The organism is Luteibacter sp. UNCMF366Tsu5.1, from assembly GCF_900119235.1.
In the GTDB taxonomy this organism is placed as follows: domain Bacteria; phylum Pseudomonadota; class Gammaproteobacteria; order Xanthomonadales; family Rhodanobacteraceae; genus Luteibacter; species Luteibacter flocculans.
The window spans coordinates 1-21,416 of record NZ_FPIS01000003.1; the positions used below are offsets into that span (position 1 = coordinate 1).

The 21,416-nt window shown below is 65.7% G+C and carries 18 protein-coding genes; 9 read left to right on the forward strand and 9 right to left on the reverse strand.

Translation table 11 applies throughout. The annotated features are described in order from the left end of the window. Positions 1-458: 458 nt before the first annotated feature. Complete coding sequence (gene tyrS / locus BT115_RS13845; protein WP_072323224.1) at positions 459-1,664, reverse strand: tyrosine--tRNA ligase; 1,206 nt, start codon at positions 1,662-1,664, stop codon at positions 459-461. Between the two features lie 178 nt (positions 1,665-1,842). On the opposite strand from tyrS, the gene BT115_RS13850 reads away from it, so the two are divergent. After that, positions 1,843-3,300, forward strand: a complete 1,458-nt coding sequence (locus BT115_RS13850; protein ID WP_072323225.1) for an OapA family protein — start codon at positions 1,843-1,845, stop codon at positions 3,298-3,300. Between the two features lie 15 nt (positions 3,301-3,315). Next, positions 3,316-4,443, forward strand: a complete 1,128-nt coding sequence (locus BT115_RS13855; RefSeq protein ID WP_072323651.1) for an anhydro-N-acetylmuramic acid kinase — start codon at positions 3,316-3,318, stop codon at positions 4,441-4,443. A gap of 171 nt (positions 4,444-4,614) precedes the next feature. Here BT115_RS13855 and BT115_RS13860 read toward each other — a convergent pair whose 3' ends face one another. The 3 genes from BT115_RS13860 to BT115_RS13870 all read right to left on the reverse strand — a co-directional run bounded on the left by BT115_RS13860 (position 4,615) and on the right by BT115_RS13870 (position 7,083). After that, positions 4,615-4,908 (reverse strand): hypothetical protein, encoded by a 294-nt coding sequence (locus BT115_RS13860; protein WP_250339414.1) that lies wholly within the window; start codon positions 4,906-4,908, stop codon positions 4,615-4,617. Positions 4,909-5,011: 103 nt separating this feature from the next. Next, positions 5,012-6,316 carry an AmpG family muropeptide MFS transporter gene (locus tag BT115_RS13865; protein WP_072323226.1) on the reverse strand — a complete coding sequence of 435 codons (1,305 nt, stop codon included), beginning with the start codon at positions 6,314-6,316 and terminating at the stop codon, positions 5,012-5,014. Beyond that, the gene (locus BT115_RS13870) at positions 6,313-7,083 is read right to left on the reverse strand and encodes an exodeoxyribonuclease III (protein ID WP_072323227.1); all 771 of its coding nucleotides are present in this window, start codon (positions 7,081-7,083) and stop codon (positions 6,313-6,315) included. Before BT115_RS13870 ends, BT115_RS13865 begins: the two co-directional genes overlap by 4 nt. A 114-nt stretch (positions 7,084-7,197) precedes the next feature. Here BT115_RS13870 and BT115_RS13875 point away from each other — a divergent pair, with 114 nt between their 5' ends. The 3 genes from BT115_RS13875 to BT115_RS13885 all read left to right on the forward strand — a co-directional run bounded on the left by BT115_RS13875 (position 7,198) and on the right by BT115_RS13885 (position 9,104). Continuing rightward, positions 7,198-7,698, forward strand: a complete 501-nt coding sequence (locus BT115_RS13875) for a GNAT family N-acetyltransferase (protein ID WP_072323228.1) — start codon at positions 7,198-7,200, stop codon at positions 7,696-7,698. A gap of 12 nt (positions 7,699-7,710) precedes the next feature. After that, the gene (gene pyrE / locus BT115_RS13880) at positions 7,711-8,358 is read left to right on the forward strand and encodes an orotate phosphoribosyltransferase (RefSeq protein WP_072323229.1); all 648 of its coding nucleotides are present in this window, start codon (positions 7,711-7,713) and stop codon (positions 8,356-8,358) included. Positions 8,359-8,456: 98 nt separating this feature from the next. After that, positions 8,457-9,104, forward strand: coding sequence for a DUF4124 domain-containing protein (locus BT115_RS13885; RefSeq protein WP_072323230.1), 648 nt, complete (start codon positions 8,457-8,459; stop codon positions 9,102-9,104). Between the two features lie 8 nt (positions 9,105-9,112). Here BT115_RS13885 and BT115_RS13890 read toward each other — a convergent pair whose 3' ends face one another. Genes BT115_RS13890 through coaBC form a run of 3 tightly spaced genes read right to left on the reverse strand, consistent with a single transcriptional unit; the run spans position 9,113 to position 13,131 of the window. Then, positions 9,113-11,413, reverse strand: a complete 2,301-nt coding sequence (locus tag BT115_RS13890) for a phosphomannomutase/phosphoglucomutase (protein ID WP_143144574.1) — start codon at positions 11,411-11,413, stop codon at positions 9,113-9,115. A gap of 54 nt (positions 11,414-11,467) precedes the next feature. Beyond that, complete coding sequence (dut, locus tag BT115_RS13895) at positions 11,468-11,923, reverse strand: dUTP diphosphatase (protein WP_072323232.1); 456 nt, start codon at positions 11,921-11,923, stop codon at positions 11,468-11,470. Continuing rightward, positions 11,920-13,131 (reverse strand): bifunctional phosphopantothenoylcysteine decarboxylase/phosphopantothenate--cysteine ligase CoaBC, encoded by a 1,212-nt coding sequence (gene coaBC, locus BT115_RS13900; RefSeq protein ID WP_072323233.1) that lies wholly within the window; start codon positions 13,129-13,131, stop codon positions 11,920-11,922. The genes dut and coaBC overlap by 4 nt, the downstream gene beginning before the upstream one ends. Positions 13,132-13,351: 220 nt before the next feature. On the opposite strand from coaBC, the gene radC reads away from it, so the two are divergent. From radC to BT115_RS13915, 3 genes are all read left to right on the forward strand, one after another. Further along, entirely contained in the window at positions 13,352-14,041 is a 690-nt protein-coding gene (gene radC / locus BT115_RS13905; protein ID WP_072323653.1) for a RadC family protein, read from the forward strand. A gap of 444 nt (positions 14,042-14,485) precedes the next feature. Next, positions 14,486-16,174, forward strand: coding sequence for an arginine--tRNA ligase (gene argS / locus BT115_RS13910; RefSeq protein WP_072323234.1), 1,689 nt, complete (start codon positions 14,486-14,488; stop codon positions 16,172-16,174). Continuing rightward, positions 16,174-16,914: an SPOR domain-containing protein gene (locus BT115_RS13915; RefSeq protein WP_072323235.1), complete on the forward strand. Its 741-nt coding sequence runs from the start codon at positions 16,174-16,176 to the stop codon at positions 16,912-16,914. Before argS ends, BT115_RS13915 begins: the two co-directional genes overlap by 1 nt. A 224-nt stretch (positions 16,915-17,138) precedes the next feature. Here BT115_RS13915 and BT115_RS13920 read toward each other — a convergent pair whose 3' ends face one another. Beyond that, complete coding sequence (locus tag BT115_RS13920; protein WP_072323236.1) at positions 17,139-17,999, reverse strand: NAD(P)-dependent oxidoreductase; 861 nt, start codon at positions 17,997-17,999, stop codon at positions 17,139-17,141. Positions 18,000-18,070: 71 nt separating this feature from the next. Next, on the reverse strand, positions 18,071-19,960 hold the full coding sequence (gene speA / locus BT115_RS13925) for an arginine decarboxylase (RefSeq protein WP_072323237.1): 1,890 nt from the start codon (positions 19,958-19,960) through the stop codon (positions 18,071-18,073). A 315-nt stretch (positions 19,961-20,275) separates the two neighbouring features. Here speA and speE point away from each other — a divergent pair, with 315 nt between their 5' ends. Further along, complete coding sequence (speE, locus tag BT115_RS13930) at positions 20,276-21,133, forward strand: polyamine aminopropyltransferase (protein WP_072323238.1); 858 nt, start codon at positions 20,276-20,278, stop codon at positions 21,131-21,133. Positions 21,134-21,416 lie beyond the last annotated feature (283 nt).

Here is a 21,416-nt window from a genome sequence, read left to right on the forward strand (position 1 = left end):
GTGTTAAGCATGCCGCCAGCGTTCAATCTGAGCCAGGATCAAACTCTTCACTTAAGTTTTCGACCATCCGAAGATGATCTATCTTTCTGAAGTGCTTAACCCCAACAAGAAAAAACTCATTGCTGACTTCTTTCTAGTGGGACACTTGCATTTGGTTGACTGCTTTCAGTCCACCGCAAGGCGTCCACACAATTCACCTGCGCACACTGTCAAAGATCAATCACTTGCGACATCTTTCGCTGTCGCCCTCTGAACATTTCGTCCCGAGGTGAGCCGCCCATTCTATATCGTTTTTCCTTTCCGTCAACACCCTCGTGATGCTTTTTTTCGAGGTCGCCGACGAGGCGATACAGCTACCGTAGCGTTCGTCTTTCGGCGTGGGCCGCTGCGGGGAGGCGAATAATACGGATTCCTAAGAATGCCGCAACCCCTTTTGTGAATCTTTTTTGAAAGTGCCGTTAAATCAGACGGATGCGGGCGAAGTTTCGCTTGCCCACTTGGAGCACACCCTCGAAACCGGCCGTGAAGACGCGCGCAGCGTCCTCCACCACGTCGCCGTCGATCTTCACTGCACGCTCCTTGAGCTTCCGATTCGCTTCCGAGTTGCTCGGCGTGACGCCGGCAGCCGTCAATAGAGCCGCCAGTCGAAAGCCCTCAGGCGGCGCAACGATGTCCACCATGGGAAGCAGGGACGTATCGCCCTCGCCCCTCACCACCGCATGCCAGCCGGCAATCGCCTGTTCGGCGCTCGCCGCGTCGTGGAAGCGCGTAGCGAGTTCGCGCGCGAGGCGCAGCTTGGCATCGCGTGGATTCAGCGCACCCGAAGCGATATCGGCCTTCATGGTGGCCAATTCGTCCAGCGACACCTCGAAGCTCAACAGCTCGTACCAGCGCCACATGAGCTCGTCGCCGATCTTCATCGTCTTGGTGACGATATCGATGGCCGGCTCGTTGATGCCTATGTAGTTGCCCAGGGACTTGGACATCTTGTTGACGCCGTCCAGTCCCTCGAGCAGAGGCATGGTCAGAACGATCTGCGGTGGCTGGCCGTGGTGTTCCTGCAGGGCGCGTCCCATAAGCAGGTTGAACTTCTGGTCCGTGCCGCCGAGCTCAACGTCACATTCAAGGGCCACCGAGTCGTACCCCTGCACCAGCGGGTAGAGGAACTCGTGGATCGCGATCGGCTGCTCCGATTTGTAGCGCTTGGCGAAATCGTCGCGCTCGAGCATGCGCGCCACCGTGTGCTGCGCGGCGAGGCGGATCATGTCCGCCGCGCCCATCTTGCCGAACCACTCGGAATTGAAGCGGAGCTCCGTCCTGTCGCGGTCGAGCACCTTGTAGACCTGCTCGGCGTAGGTTTCCGCGTTGGCCAGCACATCCTCGCGGGTCAGCGGCTTGCGCGTCACGTTCTTGCCGGTCGGATCGCCGATCATTCCCGTGAAGTCGCCGATCAGGAAGATGACCTGGTGACCCAGATCCTGGAATTGGCGCATCTTGTTGAGCAACACCGTATGGCCCAGATGCAGATCCGGCGCCGTCGGGTCGAAGCCCGCCTTGATGCGCAGCGGGCGCCCCAGCTTGAGACGCGCCTCGAGGTCGTCCTTCTTGATGATCTCGTCGGCGCCGCGGGCGATCAGCGCCAGGGCCTGGTCCAGCTCGTTCATGCGTTCTCTCATTCGAATGGTCTTCGGCCTTCACATTCGTATGTGAAGACGTCGTGGGGTTAATTGTGCGTTAACCGCAAGAAGCGATGCAAAGCCTTGATGGGAAAGGCGTTGACGGACTTTGCACAGGGCCGTTATGGTACGCGACAAGTCGGGGCGAGCGGATACAAGAAAGACAATGGGTGATGTGAACCGCGGAGCGCATGACGCACGCAAGCAGGCCATCCGGCGCAAGGCGCAGCGCCGTCATTCGCACTTCTATGATAGTCGCGCCGCTCACTGGTCCTTCAGTCGCAATGCGTCCGCGGAACCGCTGAGCTGGACACGCGAGCGTTGGATCCTCGCCGGCACCGCGTTCCTTCTCGTCATTCTGTCGGCGCTCGTGATTCCGGCCTGGGCCGGCGCGATGAAGAAGCAGACGGTCACCAGCGCCACGCCGCCGATCCACGCCGTTGTCCCGCTGGCCGTACCGAAGATCGATCCCGCCAGCATCAAGCCGCTTGCCCCTGTGGAAACGTGGCAGACGGTCCAGGTGCAGCCTGGACAGACCCTCGCCGACATTTTCCTTGCCCAGGGTCTCAGCATGACGGACCTGCAGCACGTCATCGACGGCGCGGGCGGTTCGAAGGCCTTCCACCAGATCAAGCCGGGCCAGGAATTCCAATTCCTTATCAGCGGCGACCACGTCCTCAAGGGCGTGCGCTTCGATCAGGACGAAGCCAGCATCGCCACGTTGCGTCTCGACGGTGCGTCGCCGCAGCTCACCACGCAGAAGCGCGACGTGCAGCGTCGCGAGCACATCGCACACGGCGAAATCGACAGTTCGTTGTTCGGTGCCGCATCCAAGGCCGGCATGAGCAACGCGATGGTGTTGAAGCTCGCGGAAGTGTTCAAGTTCGATATCGACTTCGTGCAGGACCTGCGCGTCGGCGACAACTTCACCGTCATCTATGACGACGTCTACAGCGATGGCGCGTTCCTGCGCGAAGGCGACATCGTTGCCGCCGAGTTCGTGAACCAGGGCAAGCGCTATACCGCGTATCGCTTCAAGAACAGCGACGGCAAAGTCAGCTACTTCAGCGAGGAAGGCCGTCCGCTCACCGGCTCGTTCCTGCGCATCCCCGTCGACTTCACCCGTATCTCGTCGCAGTTCAGCGCCGGTCGCATGCATCCCATCCTCGGCAAGATGCGCGCGCACAAGGGCGTCGATTATGCCGCGCCCACCGGCACGCCTATTCACGCGGCGGGCGACGGTGTGGTCAAGTTCCGCGGCTGGATGAACGGCTACGGCAACTTCGTGGTCATCCAGCACAACGCCACCATCAGCACGGCCTACGGCCACATGTCGCGCTTCGCGAACTTGCGCGTCGGCCAGCGCGTGAGCCAGGGCAGCACCATCGGCTACGTCGGCATGACCGGCCTCGCCACCGGCCCGCATCTGCATTACGAATTCCGCGTCAACAACGTGCAGCGCGATCCGCAGACGGTCACCCTGCCCAAGCCCGAACCGTTGCCGGCGGCGCAACTCGCGAAGTTCAAGAAGGAAGTGGTCGGGCCGCAACTGGCGCGACTCAACCAGGTCGACAGCAACGTCAAGCTGGCCCGCACGGACACCGGCAAGCAAGACAACGACTGACCCATGACCCAGGGCATGGACGGCCTCTACCTCGGCCTTATTTCGGGCACCAGCGCAGACGGCATCGACGCTGCGCTGGTCCACTTCGACAACGGCCGCCCCGCGCTGCGCGCGGCCGCGACGCATCCTTGGGACGATCACCTCCGTCGCCAGGTCCTGGCGGTGGCACAGGACGAAGTCCGCCTCGACCTCGACGCCTACGGTCGACTGGACGTTGCCATTGGTCGTGCCTTTGCGGATGCGGCCAGCGCACTGCTCGCGTCGGCTGCCGTGTCTTCGCGCGATGTGATCGCCATCGGCTCGCACGGACAGACGATCCGCCATCGCCCTAGCGGCGACTACCCTTTCACCCTGCAAGTGGGCGATCCCTCCGTCATCGCGGAATGCACGGGCATCGACACGGTCGCCGACTTCCGTCGCGCCGACGTCGCGGCGGGCGGACAAGGCGCTCCCCTCGTGCCGGCCTTCCACGCCACCGTGCTCCGCCCGGAGCATGGCGCCCGCGTGGTGTTGAACCTGGGTGGCATTGCCAACGTCACGCGCCTGGACGCGTCAGGTGCGGTCACCGGCTTCGATACGGGACCGGCCAATGGCCTCATGGATGCCTGGTGCCTGCGCCATCGCGGCGAAGCCTTCGACCGCGACGGCCACTTCGCGGCATCCGGCCGTATCGACGACGCGTTGCTTGCCGAACTCCTGGACGACGCCTATTTCGCACTGCCGCCGCCGAAGAGCACCGGGCGCGAGCATTTCCACCTGGCATGGCTCGACATGCATTCGCGCGTGACCGAGCTTTCGCCGGAAGACGTGCAGGCGACGCTACTGGCCGTCAGCGCCCACTCGGTGGCCGACGCCATTGCACTTCATGCAGGTGACGCCATCGACGTCGTCGCCTGCGGTGGCGGGGTGCATAACACCGCATTGATGCAGGCGATCGCCAGCCGATTGGAAGGCCGGCCGCTGCACATCAGCTCGGCCTTCGGCATCGATCCCGACGCCATGGAGGCCATGGCATTCGCGTGGCTCGCGTACCGCCGCCTGCGCGGTGAGCCTGGGAATCTACCCGCGGTGACTGGTGCCCGTGGCCTGCGGTTGCTTGGCGCCCTCTACGCGGCGCCTTCTAGGCGGGCCGACGGCCTGTAGGACCGCTGTCTTTGCCAACCCTTGTGGGAGCCGCCATGGCGGCGAGAAGCCAACGAAGCGGTGTAGCCTAGCCGCAAGGTCGCCCGTCGCCGCCATGGCGGCTCCCACAAGGGTACCCCGGCGGTTTCGCGGCGCTGCATCGAAACCACGGACACGCCCCGGAGAAACGCGTCAGAAAGTCTCGGAAGTCTTCGCAGGGCGCGGGACGACATCGGCCAGCGCAGAAGGCGAGGCCTGCGCCAGGGCGGACAGCGCATCCTGAAACGCGGCCTGCTCTTCCGCGTCCCATGCGCCGGTGAGGCGCGCGATATCGCCTGGTTCGAGCAAAAGCTCGTTGAACACGTCACCCGGGCTCAAGCCGAGCCCGTAGCGCAACGCGTGCAGGATCACCTCGTTGATCGACCAGCGGCGTTCGCGCGCAAGCGTCTTGATGCGCTCCGCCATCTGTTCGTCGATATGTCTCACCACTATATCCGGCACGTGCGTAACCTCCTCGCGCATGCCCCCTGTGGCGGCGATCTTACACAGTTTTGGCAAGCGACGAAGCTCGTCCGTCCGGCCGAGGTCATTAGTCCGTCCGGCTATGTGCCGGCACCGGCATCCGTCGCCACAGCACTGCCAGCACGATCAGCGTCGGCACGATGGATATCGTGCTGACAACGAACAGCGAGGGGTACCCGTCGCTCTTGACGAGGAAGCCGGAGAACCCGCCGAGCAACTTGCCTGGCAGGTTTGCCAGCGCACTCAGCAAGGCGTACTGCGTGGCCGTAAAGCTGCGGTTGACCAGACCTGACATGAAGGCGACAAGAACCGGCCCCGCGAACCCCTGGGCGAAGTTGTCGCCGGACAGCGTGGCAACGAATGCCCAGGTCTGACCGGGGTGGTTCGCCATGATCAGGTAGAGCATGTTCGACAGCGCGACCCCGACCGCCGAGATCGCCAGCAATCGGCGCATCTCGAAGCGGGTAACGGCCCAGCCGCCGAGCAGCGCCCCAACAATGCCGATGATGACGCCATAGACCTTCGACACCTCGGCGATCTGGGTCTTGCTGAACCCGGCGTCCTGATAGAACGGATACGCCATGACGCCAAGCATCTGGTCGGGCAGACGGAACAGCGCCACAAACAGCAACAGTCCCAGCGCAAGGCCAAGGCCATAGCGCGAAAGAAAGTCGCGGAAGGGCTCGACGAAGCCTTCCTGCACGGCAACCCGAAGCGGCACGCGCTCGCGTACGCGGTGCTCGGGCTCGCGGGCGACCAGCACGGCAACGATGGGAATGATGAGCAACCCGCAGATGGCGAGGTAACCTGCCTGCCAGCCCAGCGCATCGGCGAGGAGAAGGATGCCTGCGCCACCGGCGATCAATCCGAGGCGGTAACCCAGCGTATAGGTCGCGGCCAGCGCACCCTGCGCTTCCTGCGGCGCGATCTCCACGCGGTAGGCGTCCACCACGATGTCGATGGTGGCACCGGCCAGTGCGGCCACCAGCGTCATCGCCATGAAGCGCAGCAGTGAGGCTGTCGGCGGCATGGCGGCCATGCCGAGCAGGCCGGCCGCCAGCAGCACCAGGGCGAACATCATCCAACCCCGACGCAGGCCAAGCCGACCGAACAGCGGCAACTTGAACCGATCGACGGCGGGCGACCAGAGAAACTTGAAGTTATAGGCAAAGGTCACGTAGCTGGCGATGCCGATCGCCCCGTAGTCCACGCCGGACTCCCGAAGCCATGCCGAGAGCGTGTTGCCGACCAGCAGGAACGGCAGGCCCGAAGCCAGGCCGAAGAACAGCATGATGACGGCGCCAGGCTGGGCGAACGCCGCCACGACGCCGCGCAAGCCCTTGTAGCGAACCGCGCCTGTCGGCTCGCTCACTCGGCGTAGTCCACGGTGAACGGGGCGTGGTCCGAGAAACGCTCGTCGCGATAGATCGAGCAGCCGCGCAGGCGATCGCGAAGGCCCGGGGTCACGATCTGGTAGTCGATGCGCCAACCGACGTTGTTCGCCCGCGCCTGGCCGCGGTTCGACCACCAGGTGTATTCCACCGCATCGGGCTTGATCGCACGGAAACTGTCGACCCAGCCGATCTCCTTGAAGAGGAGGTCAAGCCAGGCGCGTTCCTCGGGCAGGCAACCCGAGTTCTTCTGATTCGACGTCCAGTTCTTGATGTCGTTCTTCGTGTGCACGATGTTCCAGTCGCCGCACAGCACGTAATCGCGGCCGCTCGTCGCCCACTCGCGCAGGATCGGCGTCAGCCATTCCATGATCCGGAACTTGTACTGCTGACGTTCGTCGCCCGACGACCCGGACGGGATGTAGAAGGACACGACGCTGAGGTTGCCGTAGCGGGCCTCGATGTAGCGGCCCTCGCAGTCGAAGTCCTCCCGACCCAGCGACACGCGCACTTCGTCCGGCTCACGCTTCGAATAGATGGCCACACCGCTGTAGCCCTTCTTGCTGCGGGCGTCGTGATAGAAGCAGTGATGCCCATCGGGGCGGAACATGGGATCGGTGAGCTGCGCCTCCTGGGCCTTGGTTTCCTGCAGGCAGACGACGTCGGCGTCCTGCTTGCGCAGCCACTCGAAGAAGCCCTTGGTGGCGGCGGAGCGGATGCCGTTGGCATTCAGCGAAATAATGCGCATGGGACCTTGCAGTTGACGTTCGACGATCCGCCATCATAACCCGCAGCCGATGCCTCCCAGACGCTGCGGGCTCTCGCCGCGGCCCCTCAACCGTGAGTCCTCTACAATGGGCGCATGCCTCCCACGATTCGCGTGCTGCCGGTCGACGACGCGCTGCTTCCTGCCGTGCTGGCCCTTGCCGTTCATCCCGACCAGGTCGCCTTCGTCGGCCATGTCGCCGATTCCCTGGCCGACGTGGCCGTGTGCCCGGGCAGCGAAGCGTTTGCCTTGCTGCACGGAGACGATCCCGTCGGTTACGTACGGATCGATCGCCATGCCTATGCGCTGGGCGACCACCCCGTGGCAACAGGCGCCGTGGCGCTGCGCAGTTTTCTGATCGACGCCACCCGGCAAGGCCAGGGGCTGGGCGCGGCCGCGCTCGCCGCGATCCATGACCAGGTGGCGCGCCGCCACCCCGATCGCACGCGCATCCTGCTCACGGTCAACGTGCGCAATGCCGCCGCGGTGCGCGCGTACCAGCGCGCCGGATACCGCGACAGCGGCGAGTTGTACCATGGCGGCAGTGCGGGACCGCAGCACATGCTCTGGTATCCGCTGCCTTCTTCCCATCCTTAGACGAGACGGCCCGTGCACGATTACCAGCGCGAATTCATTGAACTCACCCTCGCCCGCGACGTTCTCCGCTTCGGCGAATTCACGCTGAAGTCCGGCCGCAGCAGTCCTTACTTCTTCAACATGGGCCGGATCGACTCCGGTGCGGCCCTGGGCCGGCTCGGTCGCGCCTATGCCGAAGCCGCCACGCGCTCCGGCGTGCCGTTCGACATGCTGTTCGGCCCCGCCTACAAGGGCATCGCCCTCGCCGCGGCCACCGCCATCGCGCTCGCCGATACGCAGGGCCGCGACGTGCCCTGGGCCTATAACCGCAAGGAAGCGAAAAGCCATGGCGAGGGCGGCACCCTCGTCGGCGCCCCGTTGCATGGCCGCGTGCTGATCGTGGACGACGTGATGACCGCCGGCACGGCCGTGCGCGAGTCGCTCGAACTCATCCGGGCGCAGGGCGCCGAGCCGGCGGGCGTGCTGATTGCACTGGATCGCCAGGAGCGCGGCCAGGGCGAGCTGTCGGCCGCACAGGAGGTATCCGCGCAGTTCGGCATTCCCGTCATCGCGATCGCGAGCCTGGCCGACGTGCTCGCCTATGCCGGCGAAAACCCTGCCTTGGCGGCCGAGCATCGCCGCCTGCTCGCCTACCGCGAGGAATACGGCGTGGCGACCTGAGCGAAACCGCGACTGCGTCACGTGGCCGGGCGAACCTCCCGGCCATGCGCGATGGTTCCTCGTCCGCTGGCTATACTCCGCCCACAGGAGGGGAAAGCATGCGAGCAGCGCGATTGATCCTGGCGGGGGCGGCCTTGTGCATAGGCACGACCGCGCTGGCCCAGAACACCAACAGCAATGGCTACCGTTACCGCTGGAAGGACGCCTCCGGTCAGTCCTATTTCAGCGATAGCCTCACGTCCGATGCGATGAAGGTCGGCTACGACGTCGTCAATCCGGCGGGGGTCGTGGTGCGCCATGTGGATCGGCAGCTGACGCCCGAAGAACGCGCCGCCGCCAAAGCGCTGGCCGACCAGCGTGCGGCAGAGGAACAGGCGCGACAGCAGCGTCAGCGCGAGGACGCGCAGATGTTGAATGCCTACCCCGATGAAGCCTCCTTCGCCGCCGCCAAGAACGCGGAACTGGACAACTTCGAGCAGGCGGCTCGTACCACGCGGCTGAATCTGCAAGGTCAGGAGAAGGCCCTGGCGGATCTGCTCACGCGCGCGGGCGACATGGAACGCGCCAAGCAGCCGGTGCCCAAGTACCTGAACGATCGCATCGCGGAGCAGCGCAATACGGTGGCGTCCCTGCGCGCGACGCTGCAGCGCCAGCAGGCGGCCAAGGAAGCCGCACGGGCCAACACGGACGCGCAACTGCGCCACTACCGCGAACTCAAGGCGGCCGCGGCGAACCCGGGAAACTGAGTGCTGCCCTAGAAGGGCAGCACCAGGTGGCCGTCCACGGCCAGCAGGCGTTCGCGAAACGCCTGCTTGACCCGCTCGAGCGAGCGCCCATTGTCGGCATCGAAACGGAAGATCAGCGCAGGCGACGTATTCGACGCCCGCACGAGCCCCCATCCATCCGGCCAATCCGCGCGGATGCCGTCGATCGTCGTCACCCGCGCATCGTCGAACGTGGCCGAAGCACGGAACGCATCCATGAAGCGCAGGTGGGCACCTTCGGCCATGGGTAGACGAAGCTCCGGGGTGGACACGCTCTTGGGCAGACTGTCGAACAATTCGGTGACGGAGCGCTCTTCCACGTCGCCCGCCACGATTTCGAGCAGTCGAGCGGCGGCGTAGATACCGTCGTCGAAGCCATACCAACGGTTGTTGTCGGCAAAGAAAAAGTGGCCGCTCATTTCACCCGCCAGCGCCGCGCCGGTCTCGCGCATCTTCGCCTTGATCAGCGAATGCCCGGTACGCCACATCAACGGCACACCCGCCGCTTGTTGGATCACCGGGCGCAGATGGCCCGTGCACTTCACGTCGTAGATGACCGTAGCGCCCGGATTGCGCGCCAGCACGTCCTGGGCGAACAGCATCAGCAGGCGGTCGGGGTAGATGATCTCGCCGGCCTGGGTCACGACACCGAGCCGGTCGCCATCGCCGTCGAATGCCACGCCGATGTCCGCACCGATCGTGTGCACCGCCGCGATGAGGTCCGCAAGGTTGCGTGGATCGGAAGGGTCCGGGTGGTGATTGGGAAAATGACCGTCCACATCGCAGTAGAGAGGGATCACCTCGCAACCGATGTCCTCCAGCACGCGTGGCGCCACAGCACCCGCAGCGCCGTTGCCAGCGTCGACCACCACCTTCAGGCGGCGCTCCGCAGCGACGTCGCCGGCCACGCGCGACACGTAGGCCTCCACGATCGACTGCTCACGCCACGTGCCACCGCCGTCGGAGGGCAACCGATCTTCGGCGATGCGCCGATAGAGATCGGCGATGGCCTCCTCCGCGAGGGTCTCGCCACCGATGACGATCTTGAAGCCGTTATGGTCCGGCGGATTGTGACTACCGGTGACTGCGATGCCGCATCCCGTACCGAAGTGATACGCCGCGAAGTAGACCAGCGGCGTCGGCACCATGCCGAGGTCGATCACGTCGATGCCCGCCGCACGCAGGCCGTCGGACAACGCATTCGCCAGTTCGGGACCCGACAGCCGCCCGTCGCGACCGACCACGATCTCGCGCAGGCCGCTTTCGAGCATGCGTGCACCCACCGCCTGGCCGATGCGATGAGCCACGTCGGCCGTGAGCGCCGTTCCCACCACGCCGCGGATGTCGTAAGCACGAAAGATGGCCCGATCCACGACGGTCGGCGCACGCGGCGCGGGCGTGGGCAGTGGCGCGGCAAGCGCGGCCGGCGGGGGTGGAAGCTTGGGTGCGCGAACGACGTCTGCCAGCAGCACGTCTTCGTCGGGCCCGGCCTCCGGCTCGACCGCCGTGCGCCGTTGCGACGCCCAAAGCAAGAGCGCGCCGCCGCCAAGACCGACGAGCGTCAGCAGCACCGCCAATGCCTCCGAGTGAGGAATGACGATGAAGGCCTGCGGCATCGCCGCGAAGACGAACAACGTGGTGCCCGTCACGCGCTGGCCTTCGGGCTCCAGGTCGGCCGACCGCGATCCCTTCGAAAGCAGTGACAGGCTGTCGCGACCGTCGCCCTGACGCAGCTCGATACGACCCGCGCCGGGAGAGAGACCGTCGAAACGAGCGGCAACCTCGTCAAAGGGATACTCGACCCAGATCCAGTCGTGCACCGAGCCATCGACGTTCACCGGCTCGACGATGGTCAACCGACGCTCGCCGCCGTGCAGCGACGTGGATGCGGGCGGGGGACCTTCCGAGCCCAGTGCCGCCATCAACTGCGCGGCCTTCGCATAGCCGAAGTCCCGGTAGTTGGCGCGCACCACTTCATCGAGCCCGCCGCTGTAGACCTCGACGTTGCGCGCGCCGGGCAAGGCCGCGCGCAGGCGTTCCGCGGCGGCCGTGCGGTCCTCAATGCCGGCCGCCATGCCGGCGTCGCCGAGCACACGATGCAGGCCCTGGCGCTTCGTCGCCACGAGGTCGCTCAGCTCGCGCACCGCCTGGCGCTGGGCTTCACGCGTACGCTCGGCCGCGCTGCCCTCGTCGGCGATCAGCCATGCCTGCCACGCGCAGAACGCGCCCGCCACGAGCAGCAACGTCGCCCCGGCGAGGGGCAGCAGACGTCGCAGATCGACCCGGGACATGCGTCCCGCCCCTCCCTCTTTCCGAGCCATGGTGCCCCTTTTTCCCTCGGAGAATCAGCCAACACCCGTGGAGCCGAATCCTCCCTCGCCCCGCTGCGAGGGGGTGAATCCGTCGACCACGCGCAAACGCGCCCGTCCTACAGGTACCAGCAATAATTGCGCAATCCGGTCGCCCGGCGCGATGGTCACGTCGGCGTTACCGCGATTCCAGCACGAAATCATCAACGGGCCCTGGTAATCGGCGTCGATCACGCCGACCAGGTTGCCCATCACGAGGCCTTGCTTATGGCCGAGCCCCGACCGCGGGACGATAAGCGCACACCATGCCGGGTCGCCGATGTGAATGGCCATGCCGGTCGGCACCAGCAGACTCTGTCCCGGGGTGAGCGTCGTCGGTTCGTTCACGGCGGCGCGCAGGTCCATGCCCGCGCTACCCGCCGTCGCAGGCTCAGGCAACGGAATGCTGTCGCCCAGGCGCGGGTCGAGAATCTTCAGTTCGATATCGATCAAGAGGTGCGTCCGGTGCCGGAAAGGAATCGTTCGGCGATGCATGCGACGAGCCGGCGGGCCAGCTCCGTCTTCGGCATCTCCGGGAGGGTGGCGTCGCCATCGGGCCAATACAGGTGCAGCGCGTTGTTCGCCACTTCGAATCCCTTGCCTTCGCCGACCTCGTTGGCCGCGATCATGTCTATACGCTTGCGACGCAGCTTGTCCTGCGCGTAACCGGCCAGTTCGCGCGTTTCCGCCGCGAAGCCGACCAGGAACGGACGCGACGGCCGGGTCGACAGCGTGGCGATGATGTCGGGGTTCTCGATGAGTTCGATGCGCAGCGGCGCGCCATCCGCCTTCTTCAACTTGTGCGCCGCCTCGACATCCGGTCGATAGTCGCCCACCGCCGCGGCACCGACGTAGATGTCGGCATGCTCTGCGGCAGCCAGCACGGCGTCGTGCATCTGCCGAGCGCTGCGCACGTCCACCCGCCGAATACCCGGCGGCGTGGGAAGGCTCACCGGTCCGGCAATCAGCGTGACGTCGGCGCCGGCATCGCGCGCCGCGGCAGCCACGGCGAACCCCATGCGACCGGAGCTGCGATTGCCGATAAAGCGCACCGGATCGATATCCTCGTAGGTCGGGCCGGCACTGACCACCACCGTTCGCCCGCGCAGCGGCTGCTCGCCAAACGAGGCCACAAGGATGTCGCGCAGTTCGTGCGGCTCCAGCATGCGGCCGGAACCGATGTCGCCACAGGCCTGGTCGCCGTCCGCCGGGCCAAGCACGCCGATGCCGCGCACCCGCAGCGTGCCCACGTTCGCCTGCACGGCGAGGTTCGCCCACATCTGCTGATTCATCGCAGGCGCCACGTAAACCGGTGCCGCGGTCGCCAGCACGACCGTCGAGAGCAGATCGTCCGCCAAGCCGTGCGCCAGCCGCGCGATCGTATCGGCACTGGCCGGGGCAATGAGCACGCGTTCGGCCCAGCGAGCGAGCTCGATATGACCCATCGCAGCTTCGCCGTGTTCGTCCCACAGGCTGACGCGCACCGGCTGGCCGGAAAGCGCCTGGAACGTGGTGGGCGTGACGAAATGCGTGGCGCCCTCGGTCATCACCACGCGCACCTCGGCGTCGAGGTCACGCAGACGGCGCACCAGTTCGCAGGTCTTGTAGGCAGCGATACCTCCGGTAACGCCAATCAGGATGCGACGCTGGCGAAGGCTCATGACGACACGGCGCTGTTCGGAAGGGTCATAAGCTTAACGGAAAACCCGCGACCCACCGCGCGCGCGATTTTTCAGAATCGTTCTATCGTCACGCCACCCACCGCAACCCTAAATTGTAGGTCGCGCCGCGCTTCCCATGCGGGCATCCACGTGAGGTGAGCACATGAAGCGCGCGTCCGACGAATCCGCTGCCGTCCGCGAAGCACCGGCATCCCCCGCGATGTATCACCCGCAGCCGATCCGAACATGGGCCGCTCACGAGCGCCCGCGCGAACGCCTCTACGCCCACGGTGCCGCCGCCTTGTCCGACGCTGAACTACTGGCCGTGCTGCTCGGCAACGGAAGCATGGGATGCGATGCCGTCGCGACAGGCCGCGCACTCCTCGCCGGGGCCGGCAGCCTTGGACGGCTGCTCGCCGAACCAGACGATCTTCCCCGGGTCAGCGGCGTGGGGCCGGTCAAGCGCGCTCGCCTGATTGCCACCCTGGAGTTGGCGCGGCGAGCCCTCGGCGAGGGGCTGGTCCAGCTTCCGTGCATCCAGAACCCTCGCGACAGCGCCGAATACCTCCGCGCACGGATGCGTCACCTGCGTACCGAAGTCTTTGCCTGCCTGTTTCTCGACACGCGGCACCGCGTGCTTGCCTACGAAGAGTTGTTCAGGGGCACGATCGACGGGGCCAGCGTCTATCCGCGCGAAGTGGTCCGCGCTTGCCTGCGCCACCACGCGAGCGCGGTGATCCTTGCCCACAATCACCCTTCGGGCATCGCCGAGCCTAGCCGCGCCGACCGCGACATCACTCTCACCCTGGTCAATGCGCTCGCTCTGATGGACATCCGGGTGCTCGACCACCTGATCATCGGGCAGGGCGACCCGTTCTCCATGGCGGAGCGGGGGATGCTGGCGGCGTAGCCCCCAAAGGCGGCCACGCAAAAAAAACGGCGCGAGTGCCGCTCGCGCCGTCTGGGTCACCTTCGAGGGAGGGGGCAGGTAACCCGTTGTGCCGCCGGGCCGGGGAGACACCTGGCACGAAGGGAAGTGTGACGCGGGGCGATGACAGGGCCGTGACGCGCATCCGCAAGCCCGGTGACGGCGCGGCTGTCCCGACTTATGCACACCGGGCCTTTTTGCCACTTGGGCGTCACAGTTGCTGTCCGCGCGCAGGTCACTCATCCAAGTACATGATTTAATTGAAATCCCTCTGTTACGGGGTGGTTTCATCAACGACGACCGCCGGGGAATCGCCTGAGTCCCTCTTATTGCCCACAGAGTTATCCACAGGCTGTGGATACGTGGAGACGGTCGATCCACCCCTTCTGCTACGATTGCCGGTTCCATATCCGCGCCGCCCATCCCGTGAAACAAGAGCTGAAACAACTCGTCCTGCAGGCCATCGGAGCGTTGCGGGAGTCAGGCAAACTGCCGTCCGACTTCGTCGCGCCTGTGTTCGTCATCGAGCGCACCCGCAGCCGCGAGCACGGGGACTTCGCCACCAACGTCGCCATGATGATGTCGAAAGCCGCGGGCCGTAAGCCGCGCGACATCGCGACCGATCTGGTCGAGGCGCTGCCGGCGTCGCCGATGGTCGGCAAGGTGGAGATCGCCGGACCGGGCTTCATCAACTTCTTCCTCGCCCCTGCCGCGTTCCACGCCGAGATCGTGCGTGCGCTCGGCGAGGGTGACCGCTACGGCCACAACAAGGATGGCGCGGGCCGCACGGCGGGCGTTGAGTTCGTCTCGGCCAACCCCACCGGTCCGTTGCACGTAGGCCATGGCCGTGCCGCGGCGATCGGCGACAGCCTCGCCCGGCTTCTCGGCGCCGCCGGCTGGAAGGTGTTCCGCGAGTTCTACTACAACGACGCAGGCGTCCAGATCGCCAACCTCGCCCTGTCCACCCAGGCGCGGGCCAAGGGCATCGCGCCGGACGAGCCGGGCTGGCCGGAATCGGGCTACCGGGGCGATTACATCGCCGAGGTCGCGCGCGCCTTCCTTGCCAAGGAATCCGTGGAGGCCGACGGTGAGACCGTCACCGCCACGGGCGATGCGGACAACCTGGACGACGTCCGCCGCTTCGCCGTGGCCTACCTGCGTCACGAGCAGGATCTCGACCTCAAGGCGTTTGGCGTCGACTTCGACGTCTATTACCTGGAGTCCTCCCTCTACACCGAGGGCAAGGTCGAGGAGACCGTGCGCGAACTGGTCGCCCATGGTCACACTTATGAAGAGGGCGGCGCACTCTGGCTGCGTTCGACCGATTTCGGTGACGACAAGGACCGCGTCATGCGCAAGTCCGACGGCACCTACACCTATTTCCTCCCGGACGTGGCCTATCACCGCACGAAGTGGCAGCGCGGCTACGAGCGCGCCATCACCGAGCTGGGCTCGGACCACCATGGCTCGCTCGCTCGCGTGAAGGCCGGCCTGCAGGCCCTCGATGCCGGCATTCCGAAGAACTGGCCGGAGTACGTGCTGCACCAGATGGTGACGGTGATGCGCGGCGGCGAGGAAGTGAAGATCTCCAAGCGCGCCGGCTCCTACGTCACGTTGCGCGATCTCATCGACGAAGCCGGGCGCGACGCGACGCGTTATTTCCTCATCGCGCGGAAGGCCGATTCGCAGCTGGTCTTCGACATCGACCTCGCTCGCTCGCAGAGCAACGACAACCCGGTGTACTACATCCAGTACGCCCATGCCCGCGCGTGTCGTGTCTTCCGTGAGCTCGCCGATCGCGGCCTCACCACCGATCGAGGCCACGGCCTGTCGAAGCTCGACCGCCTCGATACCGAGCACGAATCGATCCTGATGGTGGAACTCTCGCGCTACCCCGAGATCGTCGAATCGGCAGCCGCCAACCTCGAACCGCACCTGATCGCGCAATACCTGCGCGAGCTTGCTGGCGCGCTTCACAGCTACTATCACGAGCACAAGTGGATCGTCGACGACGCCGAGCTGCGCGATGCACGCCTGGCCCTCGTGGCCGCAACGCAGCAGGTGCTCAAGAACGGTCTTGATCTGCTGGGCATTTCCGCCCCGGAGAGCATGTAATGGCAACACGCAAGAAGGGCAAAGGTCGCCAGGCCGTCCGCAACGGCTCCAGCGGTATGCCGGGCTGGAGCTGGGCGTTGATCGGTATTCTTGCGGGCGCCCTGCTCATGGCTTTCGCCATGCGCGGTGCCTGGATGCCGATGATGCGCCAGCACGACGGCCCCGAACCGAATCCCAACGCCACGGCGCAGAAGAGCAGCGATCCGGGCGTCGTAGACCAGGCCGAGCCGGAAAAGCCGAAGAAGCCCTCGTACGATTTCTACTCTGTGCTTTCGGAGAAGGAAGTACGCATTCCGGATGCGGAGATTCGCGCGCAGGCCAGCGCCGAGGCACAGCAGAAGCAGCAACAGCAGCAGGCGGCCCAACAGCAGGCTCAGGCCCAGCAGGCAGCGGTGGCTCAGCAGCAGGCCCAGGCCAACGCCGCAGCGGCCAATCTGCCGAAGGCCACCACGCAGACGGTGACCGCCGTGCCAGCGCAACCGGCACCGGCAGCCGCTTCCGCCGGCTCGGGTTACCTGCTTCAGGTGGGCGCGTTCCCGAGTGCGAGCGACGCCGAGGCACTCAAGGCGAAGCTGGCACTCCAAGGCTTTGTCGCCAACGTGCAGTCGGTGAAGGTGGGAGCGCAGACCTACAACCGCGTGCGTCTGGGGCCGTTCAAATCGGCCACGGAACTGGAAAGCACGAAGCAGCGCCTGCAGTCGGCCGGCATCAGCGCGATCGCACTGAAAGAAGGCAGCTAGTCGGACACCTGTGGGAGCCGCTATAGCGGCGAGAAGCCAACGAAGCGGTGTAGCGGCGAGGCAAGTCCCCATCGCCAGCAGGCTGGCTCCCACCAACAGCCGCCCCTCGTGCTGAATTCTGACTGTGGGAGCCGCCATGGCGGCGAGAAGCCGACGGAGCGGTGTAGCGGTAGCGGTGAGACCCCACCCCCTCGCCGCCATGGCGGCTCCTACACGAGCCGCGATCAGCTCTTTCGCTTGAGCCGAATCAAGGCCGAGATGTCGTCGTCGCCATAGCCGCGTGCCATCAGTTCGGCGAAGTCGGCCAGTGAACGTTCGATGATGGTGCGATCGGTACCGGCCTCGTCGGCCATGCCGCGCACGATGCCGAGATCCTTGTGCAGCAGGGCGAGCTTGAAGCCGACGGCGAACTCGTCGCGCAGCATCGTGGCGCCACGCTTGTCGAGAAACCAGTTGCCGGCCGCGCCGGCAGACAAGGTGGGAATCAGCCGTTCCGGATCGAGTCCGAGCGCTTCGCCCAGGGCAAGGCCTTCGGTCACCGCCTGCGCGATGCCCGCGACCAATACCTGATTCACAGCCTTGGTGGCCTGGCCGCTACCGACGTCCCCCATGGGCGTGATGCGCGCGCCATAGGCTTCCAGTACCGGTCGCACATGTTCGAGCACGCCGGCGTCGCCACCGACCATGATCGAGAGCTTGCCGTTCTTCGCGCCCTCGACACCGCCCGACACCGGCGCATCCAGAAACGCAGCGCCGACGTCCGCCAGCAGACTTGCCGCTTTCTTCGCGGTGGCCGGGGCGACGGTCGAGTGATCGATAACCGTGGCGCCTTGCTTCAGCGACGGCGCCAGCGCATGGACCACGCCGATGACGTCCGCATCGGCGCTCACACAAAGCACGATGACGTCGCAGGACGCCGCGATCTCGGCGAGAGACGGTGCCGCGACACCCAGCTCTGCCGCCAATGCATCGGCTTTCGCCTGCGAGCGATTGCCCACGGCCTGGAGCAGGCCCTTGGCGTGGAGATGACCGGCCATGGGCGCGCCCATCGCGCCGAGTCCGATGAATGCAGTCTTGAGGGTCATGGGCGTGCCTGATGAATGCTGCGTGGAAACATACGAGACGGCGCGGTGCACAAGGTGCACCGCGCCCCTTCTCAGCGCCCCGCGTTCTCGGCGAGGTAGGTGTAGCCGGTGAGGCCGTTGTCCAGCGTCGTGTAAAGCGTGTCCGCTTCTGCACCGACGATACCGGCGGCGGCGAGGCGATCCGCATACGACTTCCGCAACGCCTTGAGGTCGTAGCCCACGTAGTCGAGCATCAGGTCCGTCGTATCGCCGCGACGGATGTGCGCGAATTCGTAACCGTCGGCCGTGGCGCGTACGTTGACCGCGTCGGTATCACCGAACAGGTTGTGGATGTCGCCCAGGGTTTCCTGGTACGCGCCGACCATGAAGATGCCGAGCCGATAGGACTCGTCTTCTTTGAGCGCATGCAACGGCAGGCTCACGTCCACGCCTTCCGCGTCTACGTAATGGTCGATCCGGCCGTCCGAGTCGCAGGTGAGGTCGGCGATCACGCCGCGTCGCAGCGGTTCCTCGTCGAGACGTGCGATCGGCACGATCGGGAAGATCTGATCGATCGCCCAGATGTCCGGCACCGACTCGAAGACCGAGAAATTCACGAAGTACTTGTCGACGAGCTTCTCGTCCAGGTCGTCCAGCGCCTGACGGTGCGCGCGCTCGGCCGGAAGCAGGCGCGACCGCACCGCATTGGCGATGGCATAGAACAGTTCATCGAGACGCGCGCGGTCGCGCAGGTCGAGCTGCCCCAATGCATACAGGGCCTGGCCCTCGGCGAAGTGATGCTGCGCCTCGTGGAAAAGCTCCAACGCCGGACGGTGGTCAAGTTCCGCGTGGGTGTCGCGCAGGTGGCGAAGCACGGCGGGCTCGCCCAAACGCTCCGGCGGAATGGCGCCCTGCGGCACCGGCTCCACTTCGCTCACGTTGACCACCATGACCGCGTGGTGAGCGGTCATGGCGCGGCCGGATTCGGTGAAGATCGTCGGCGCCTTCATCCCGTGCTCGGCCACGGCCTCGGCCAGCGGCTGCACGATGCTCGCTGCGTACTGGCCCAGGCTGTAATTGATCGAGTTGTAGCTGCGCGAGCGCGTACCCTCGTAGTCCACGCCGAGGCCACCGCCGACGTCCACGACGTCGATCGGCACGCCCAAACGATGCAGCTCCACGAAGTAACGCACGGCCTCGCGCATGCCCGCCGCGATGTCGCGCACGTTCGAGATCTGCGAACCCATGTGGAAATGCTGCAACTTCAGCGTGTGCTTCAGACCCGCGGCGTCCAGCCGCTCGATCAGCTCGAGCACCTGGCCGGGGCTCAGGCCGAACTTGCCCTTGTCGCCACCAGTGTTCTGCCACTTGCCCGCGCCGATCGAGGCCAGGCGCACGCGCACGCCCAGCAAGGGCTCCACGTCCAGCGCCTTCGCCTCGGCGAACACCTGATCGAGCTCGGACAGCTTCTCGATCACGATGTGCACGCGCAGACCGAGCTTGAGGCCAATGAGGGCAAGGCGGACATATTCGCGGTCCTTGTACCCATTGCAAACGACCATGCTGCCCGGGCGGGCATGCGCCAGCACCGCCATCAGTTCCGGCTTCGAGCCGGCTTCGAGCCCGAAGCCCTGCTCGCCCGCGGCGACCAGTTCGCTGACGACGCCGCGCTGCTGGTTCACCTTGATCGGGTAGATCGCGGTGTAGGAACCGGCGTAGTCGGCGTCGTCGATCGCTTTGGCGAAGGCCTGCTGGAGCCGCGCAAGGCGGTCGGCCAGGATGTCGGGGAAGCGCACGAGCAGCGGCAGGCGAAGGCCTTCGGCCCGCGCGCGGTCGACGATCGCCGGCAGGTCGAGCGCCGGGCCGCCGTCGCCCCGGGGGCGGATCAGCAGGTGGCCGTTGTCGGCCACGTCGACGTAGCCGTTGCTCCAATGCGGGATCGCGTAGGTCAGCTTCGCGCGATCGGTGGTCCAGTTCGTCATGGGGGTGACGATCTCCAAGTGATTGTGTCGTGTCCCCGTCAGGGGGCGCGGAACAGTCGCAGCGGCGAACCTTGACCTGAAGCGGGCCTGGCGGCCGGGAGCCTCGCACGCCGCGGGGCCGACCAGACTTTGGCTGCGCGGCCGGGAGGGCCGGCGGCAGGCCGCCTATTGTAGCGGCGCGATGTGACATCCGGGTATCGCCGTCTCCCCGTCGGGAAAGCCCTACAGCCAGCTCCGGCCGGGGCTGGGCCGCATCCCGGCCCAGAGCCGGTACAATCCCCGGTTTAGTCCCCTACTCGTCTTCAGGAAAGCGTCATGTCGCAGCAGCAGCTCAGCTGGTTTACCGAAGCCCACCAGGCCTCGGGCTCTTCCATCGGTTTCCGCGTCGAGCGCCTGTTGCACGCCGAGAAGACCCCGTTCCAGACCATCGAGATCTACCAGACCACCGACTGGGGCAACCTCATGGTGATCGACGGCTGCGTGATGCTCACCAGCCGCGACAACTTCCTCTACCACGAGATGATGACTCACCCGGCGCTGTTCACCCACGCCCGCGCCAAGCGCGTCGTCATCATCGGTGGCGGCGACTGCGGCACGCTGCGCGAAGTGCTCAAGCACGAGGAAGTGGAAAAGGCCACGCAGGTCGAGATCGACGAGCGCGTGACCCGCCTTGCCGAGCAGTACTTCCCCGAGCTGTGCGACGCCAACAACGACCCGCGTGCCGAACTCCTGTTCATCGACGGCATCAAGTACATGGCCGAGGCCGAGCCGGAATCGATCGACCTCATCATCGTGGACTCCACCGACCCGGTGGGCCCGGCTGAGGGTCTGTTCAACGCCGCGTTCTACGGCAGCTGCTACAAGGCGCTTCGCCATGGCGGCATTCTGGTGCAGCAGTCCGAATCGCCGCTGGCGCACATCGAGCTCATCAAGGCCATGCGCTCGGCCATGCGCACCTCGGGCTTCAAGGCGGTGCGCACCCTGCCGTTCCCGCAGCCGTGCTACCCCACCGGCTGGTGGAGCTGCACCATGGCGCGCAAGGACGGCGACCTGTCGGGCTTCCGCGAGCGCGGCGCGATCAGCAAGAACTTCGCCACCAAGTACTACAACGCCGACGTGCACAAGGGCGCGCTGGCGCAGCCGGAATTCATGCGCGAGCAGTTGGGCGATTGAAACGATTCTGCTTGCTGATGAACTGAGCGCATAGGCAACCGTGTCAGACCCCGCCCGACACATTCAAACCTGAAGCGCCGCACACCATGCCCTCGGCTATGCCGAGGGCATTTTTTTGTATGGCGTCTGGCGACGAGAGATTTGACATGGGTCGAATGCAAAGCGCCGGGAACTCCACTCGTGACGCGACGGACCGTCATCGCTGACCACCGCAGAGCGCCATGTTTCCGTGCTGTTTCCGCGCATCGGACACTTACAACGCATGGCGGATATAAGCGACCGG

Coding starts and splice junctions, on each gene's coding strand:
- tyrS (WP_072323224.1), bottom strand. CDS start 1,664: ATGAACGAGCTGGACCAGGCCCTGGCGCTGATCGCCCGCGGCGCCGAC.
- BT115_RS13850 (WP_072323225.1), top strand. CDS start 1,843: ATGGGTGATGTGAACCGCGGAGCGCATGACGCACGCAAGCAGGCCATC.
- BT115_RS13855 (WP_072323651.1), top strand. CDS start 3,316: ATGGACGGCCTCTACCTCGGCCTTATTTCGGGCACCAGCGCAGACGGC.
- BT115_RS13870 (WP_072323227.1), bottom strand. CDS start 7,083: ATGCGCATTATTTCGCTGAATGCCAACGGCATCCGCTCCGCCGCCACC.
- BT115_RS13875 (WP_072323228.1), top strand. CDS start 7,198: ATGCCTCCCACGATTCGCGTGCTGCCGGTCGACGACGCGCTGCTTCCT.
- BT115_RS13885 (WP_072323230.1), top strand. CDS start 8,457: ATGCGAGCAGCGCGATTGATCCTGGCGGGGGCGGCCTTGTGCATAGGC.
- BT115_RS13890 (WP_143144574.1), bottom strand. CDS start 11,413: ATGTCCCGGGTCGATCTGCGACGTCTGCTGCCCCTCGCCGGGGCGACG.
- coaBC (WP_072323233.1), bottom strand. CDS start 13,131: ATGAGCCTTCGCCAGCGTCGCATCCTGATTGGCGTTACCGGAGGTATC.
- radC (WP_072323653.1), top strand. CDS start 13,352: ATGTATCACCCGCAGCCGATCCGAACATGGGCCGCTCACGAGCGCCCG.
- BT115_RS13915 (WP_072323235.1), top strand. CDS start 16,174: ATGGCAACACGCAAGAAGGGCAAAGGTCGCCAGGCCGTCCGCAACGGC.
- BT115_RS13920 (WP_072323236.1), bottom strand. CDS start 17,999: ATGACCCTCAAGACTGCATTCATCGGACTCGGCGCGATGGGCGCGCCC.
- speA (WP_072323237.1), bottom strand. CDS start 19,960: ATGACGAACTGGACCACCGATCGCGCGAAGCTGACCTACGCGATCCCG.
- speE (WP_072323238.1), top strand. CDS start 20,276: ATGTCGCAGCAGCAGCTCAGCTGGTTTACCGAAGCCCACCAGGCCTCG.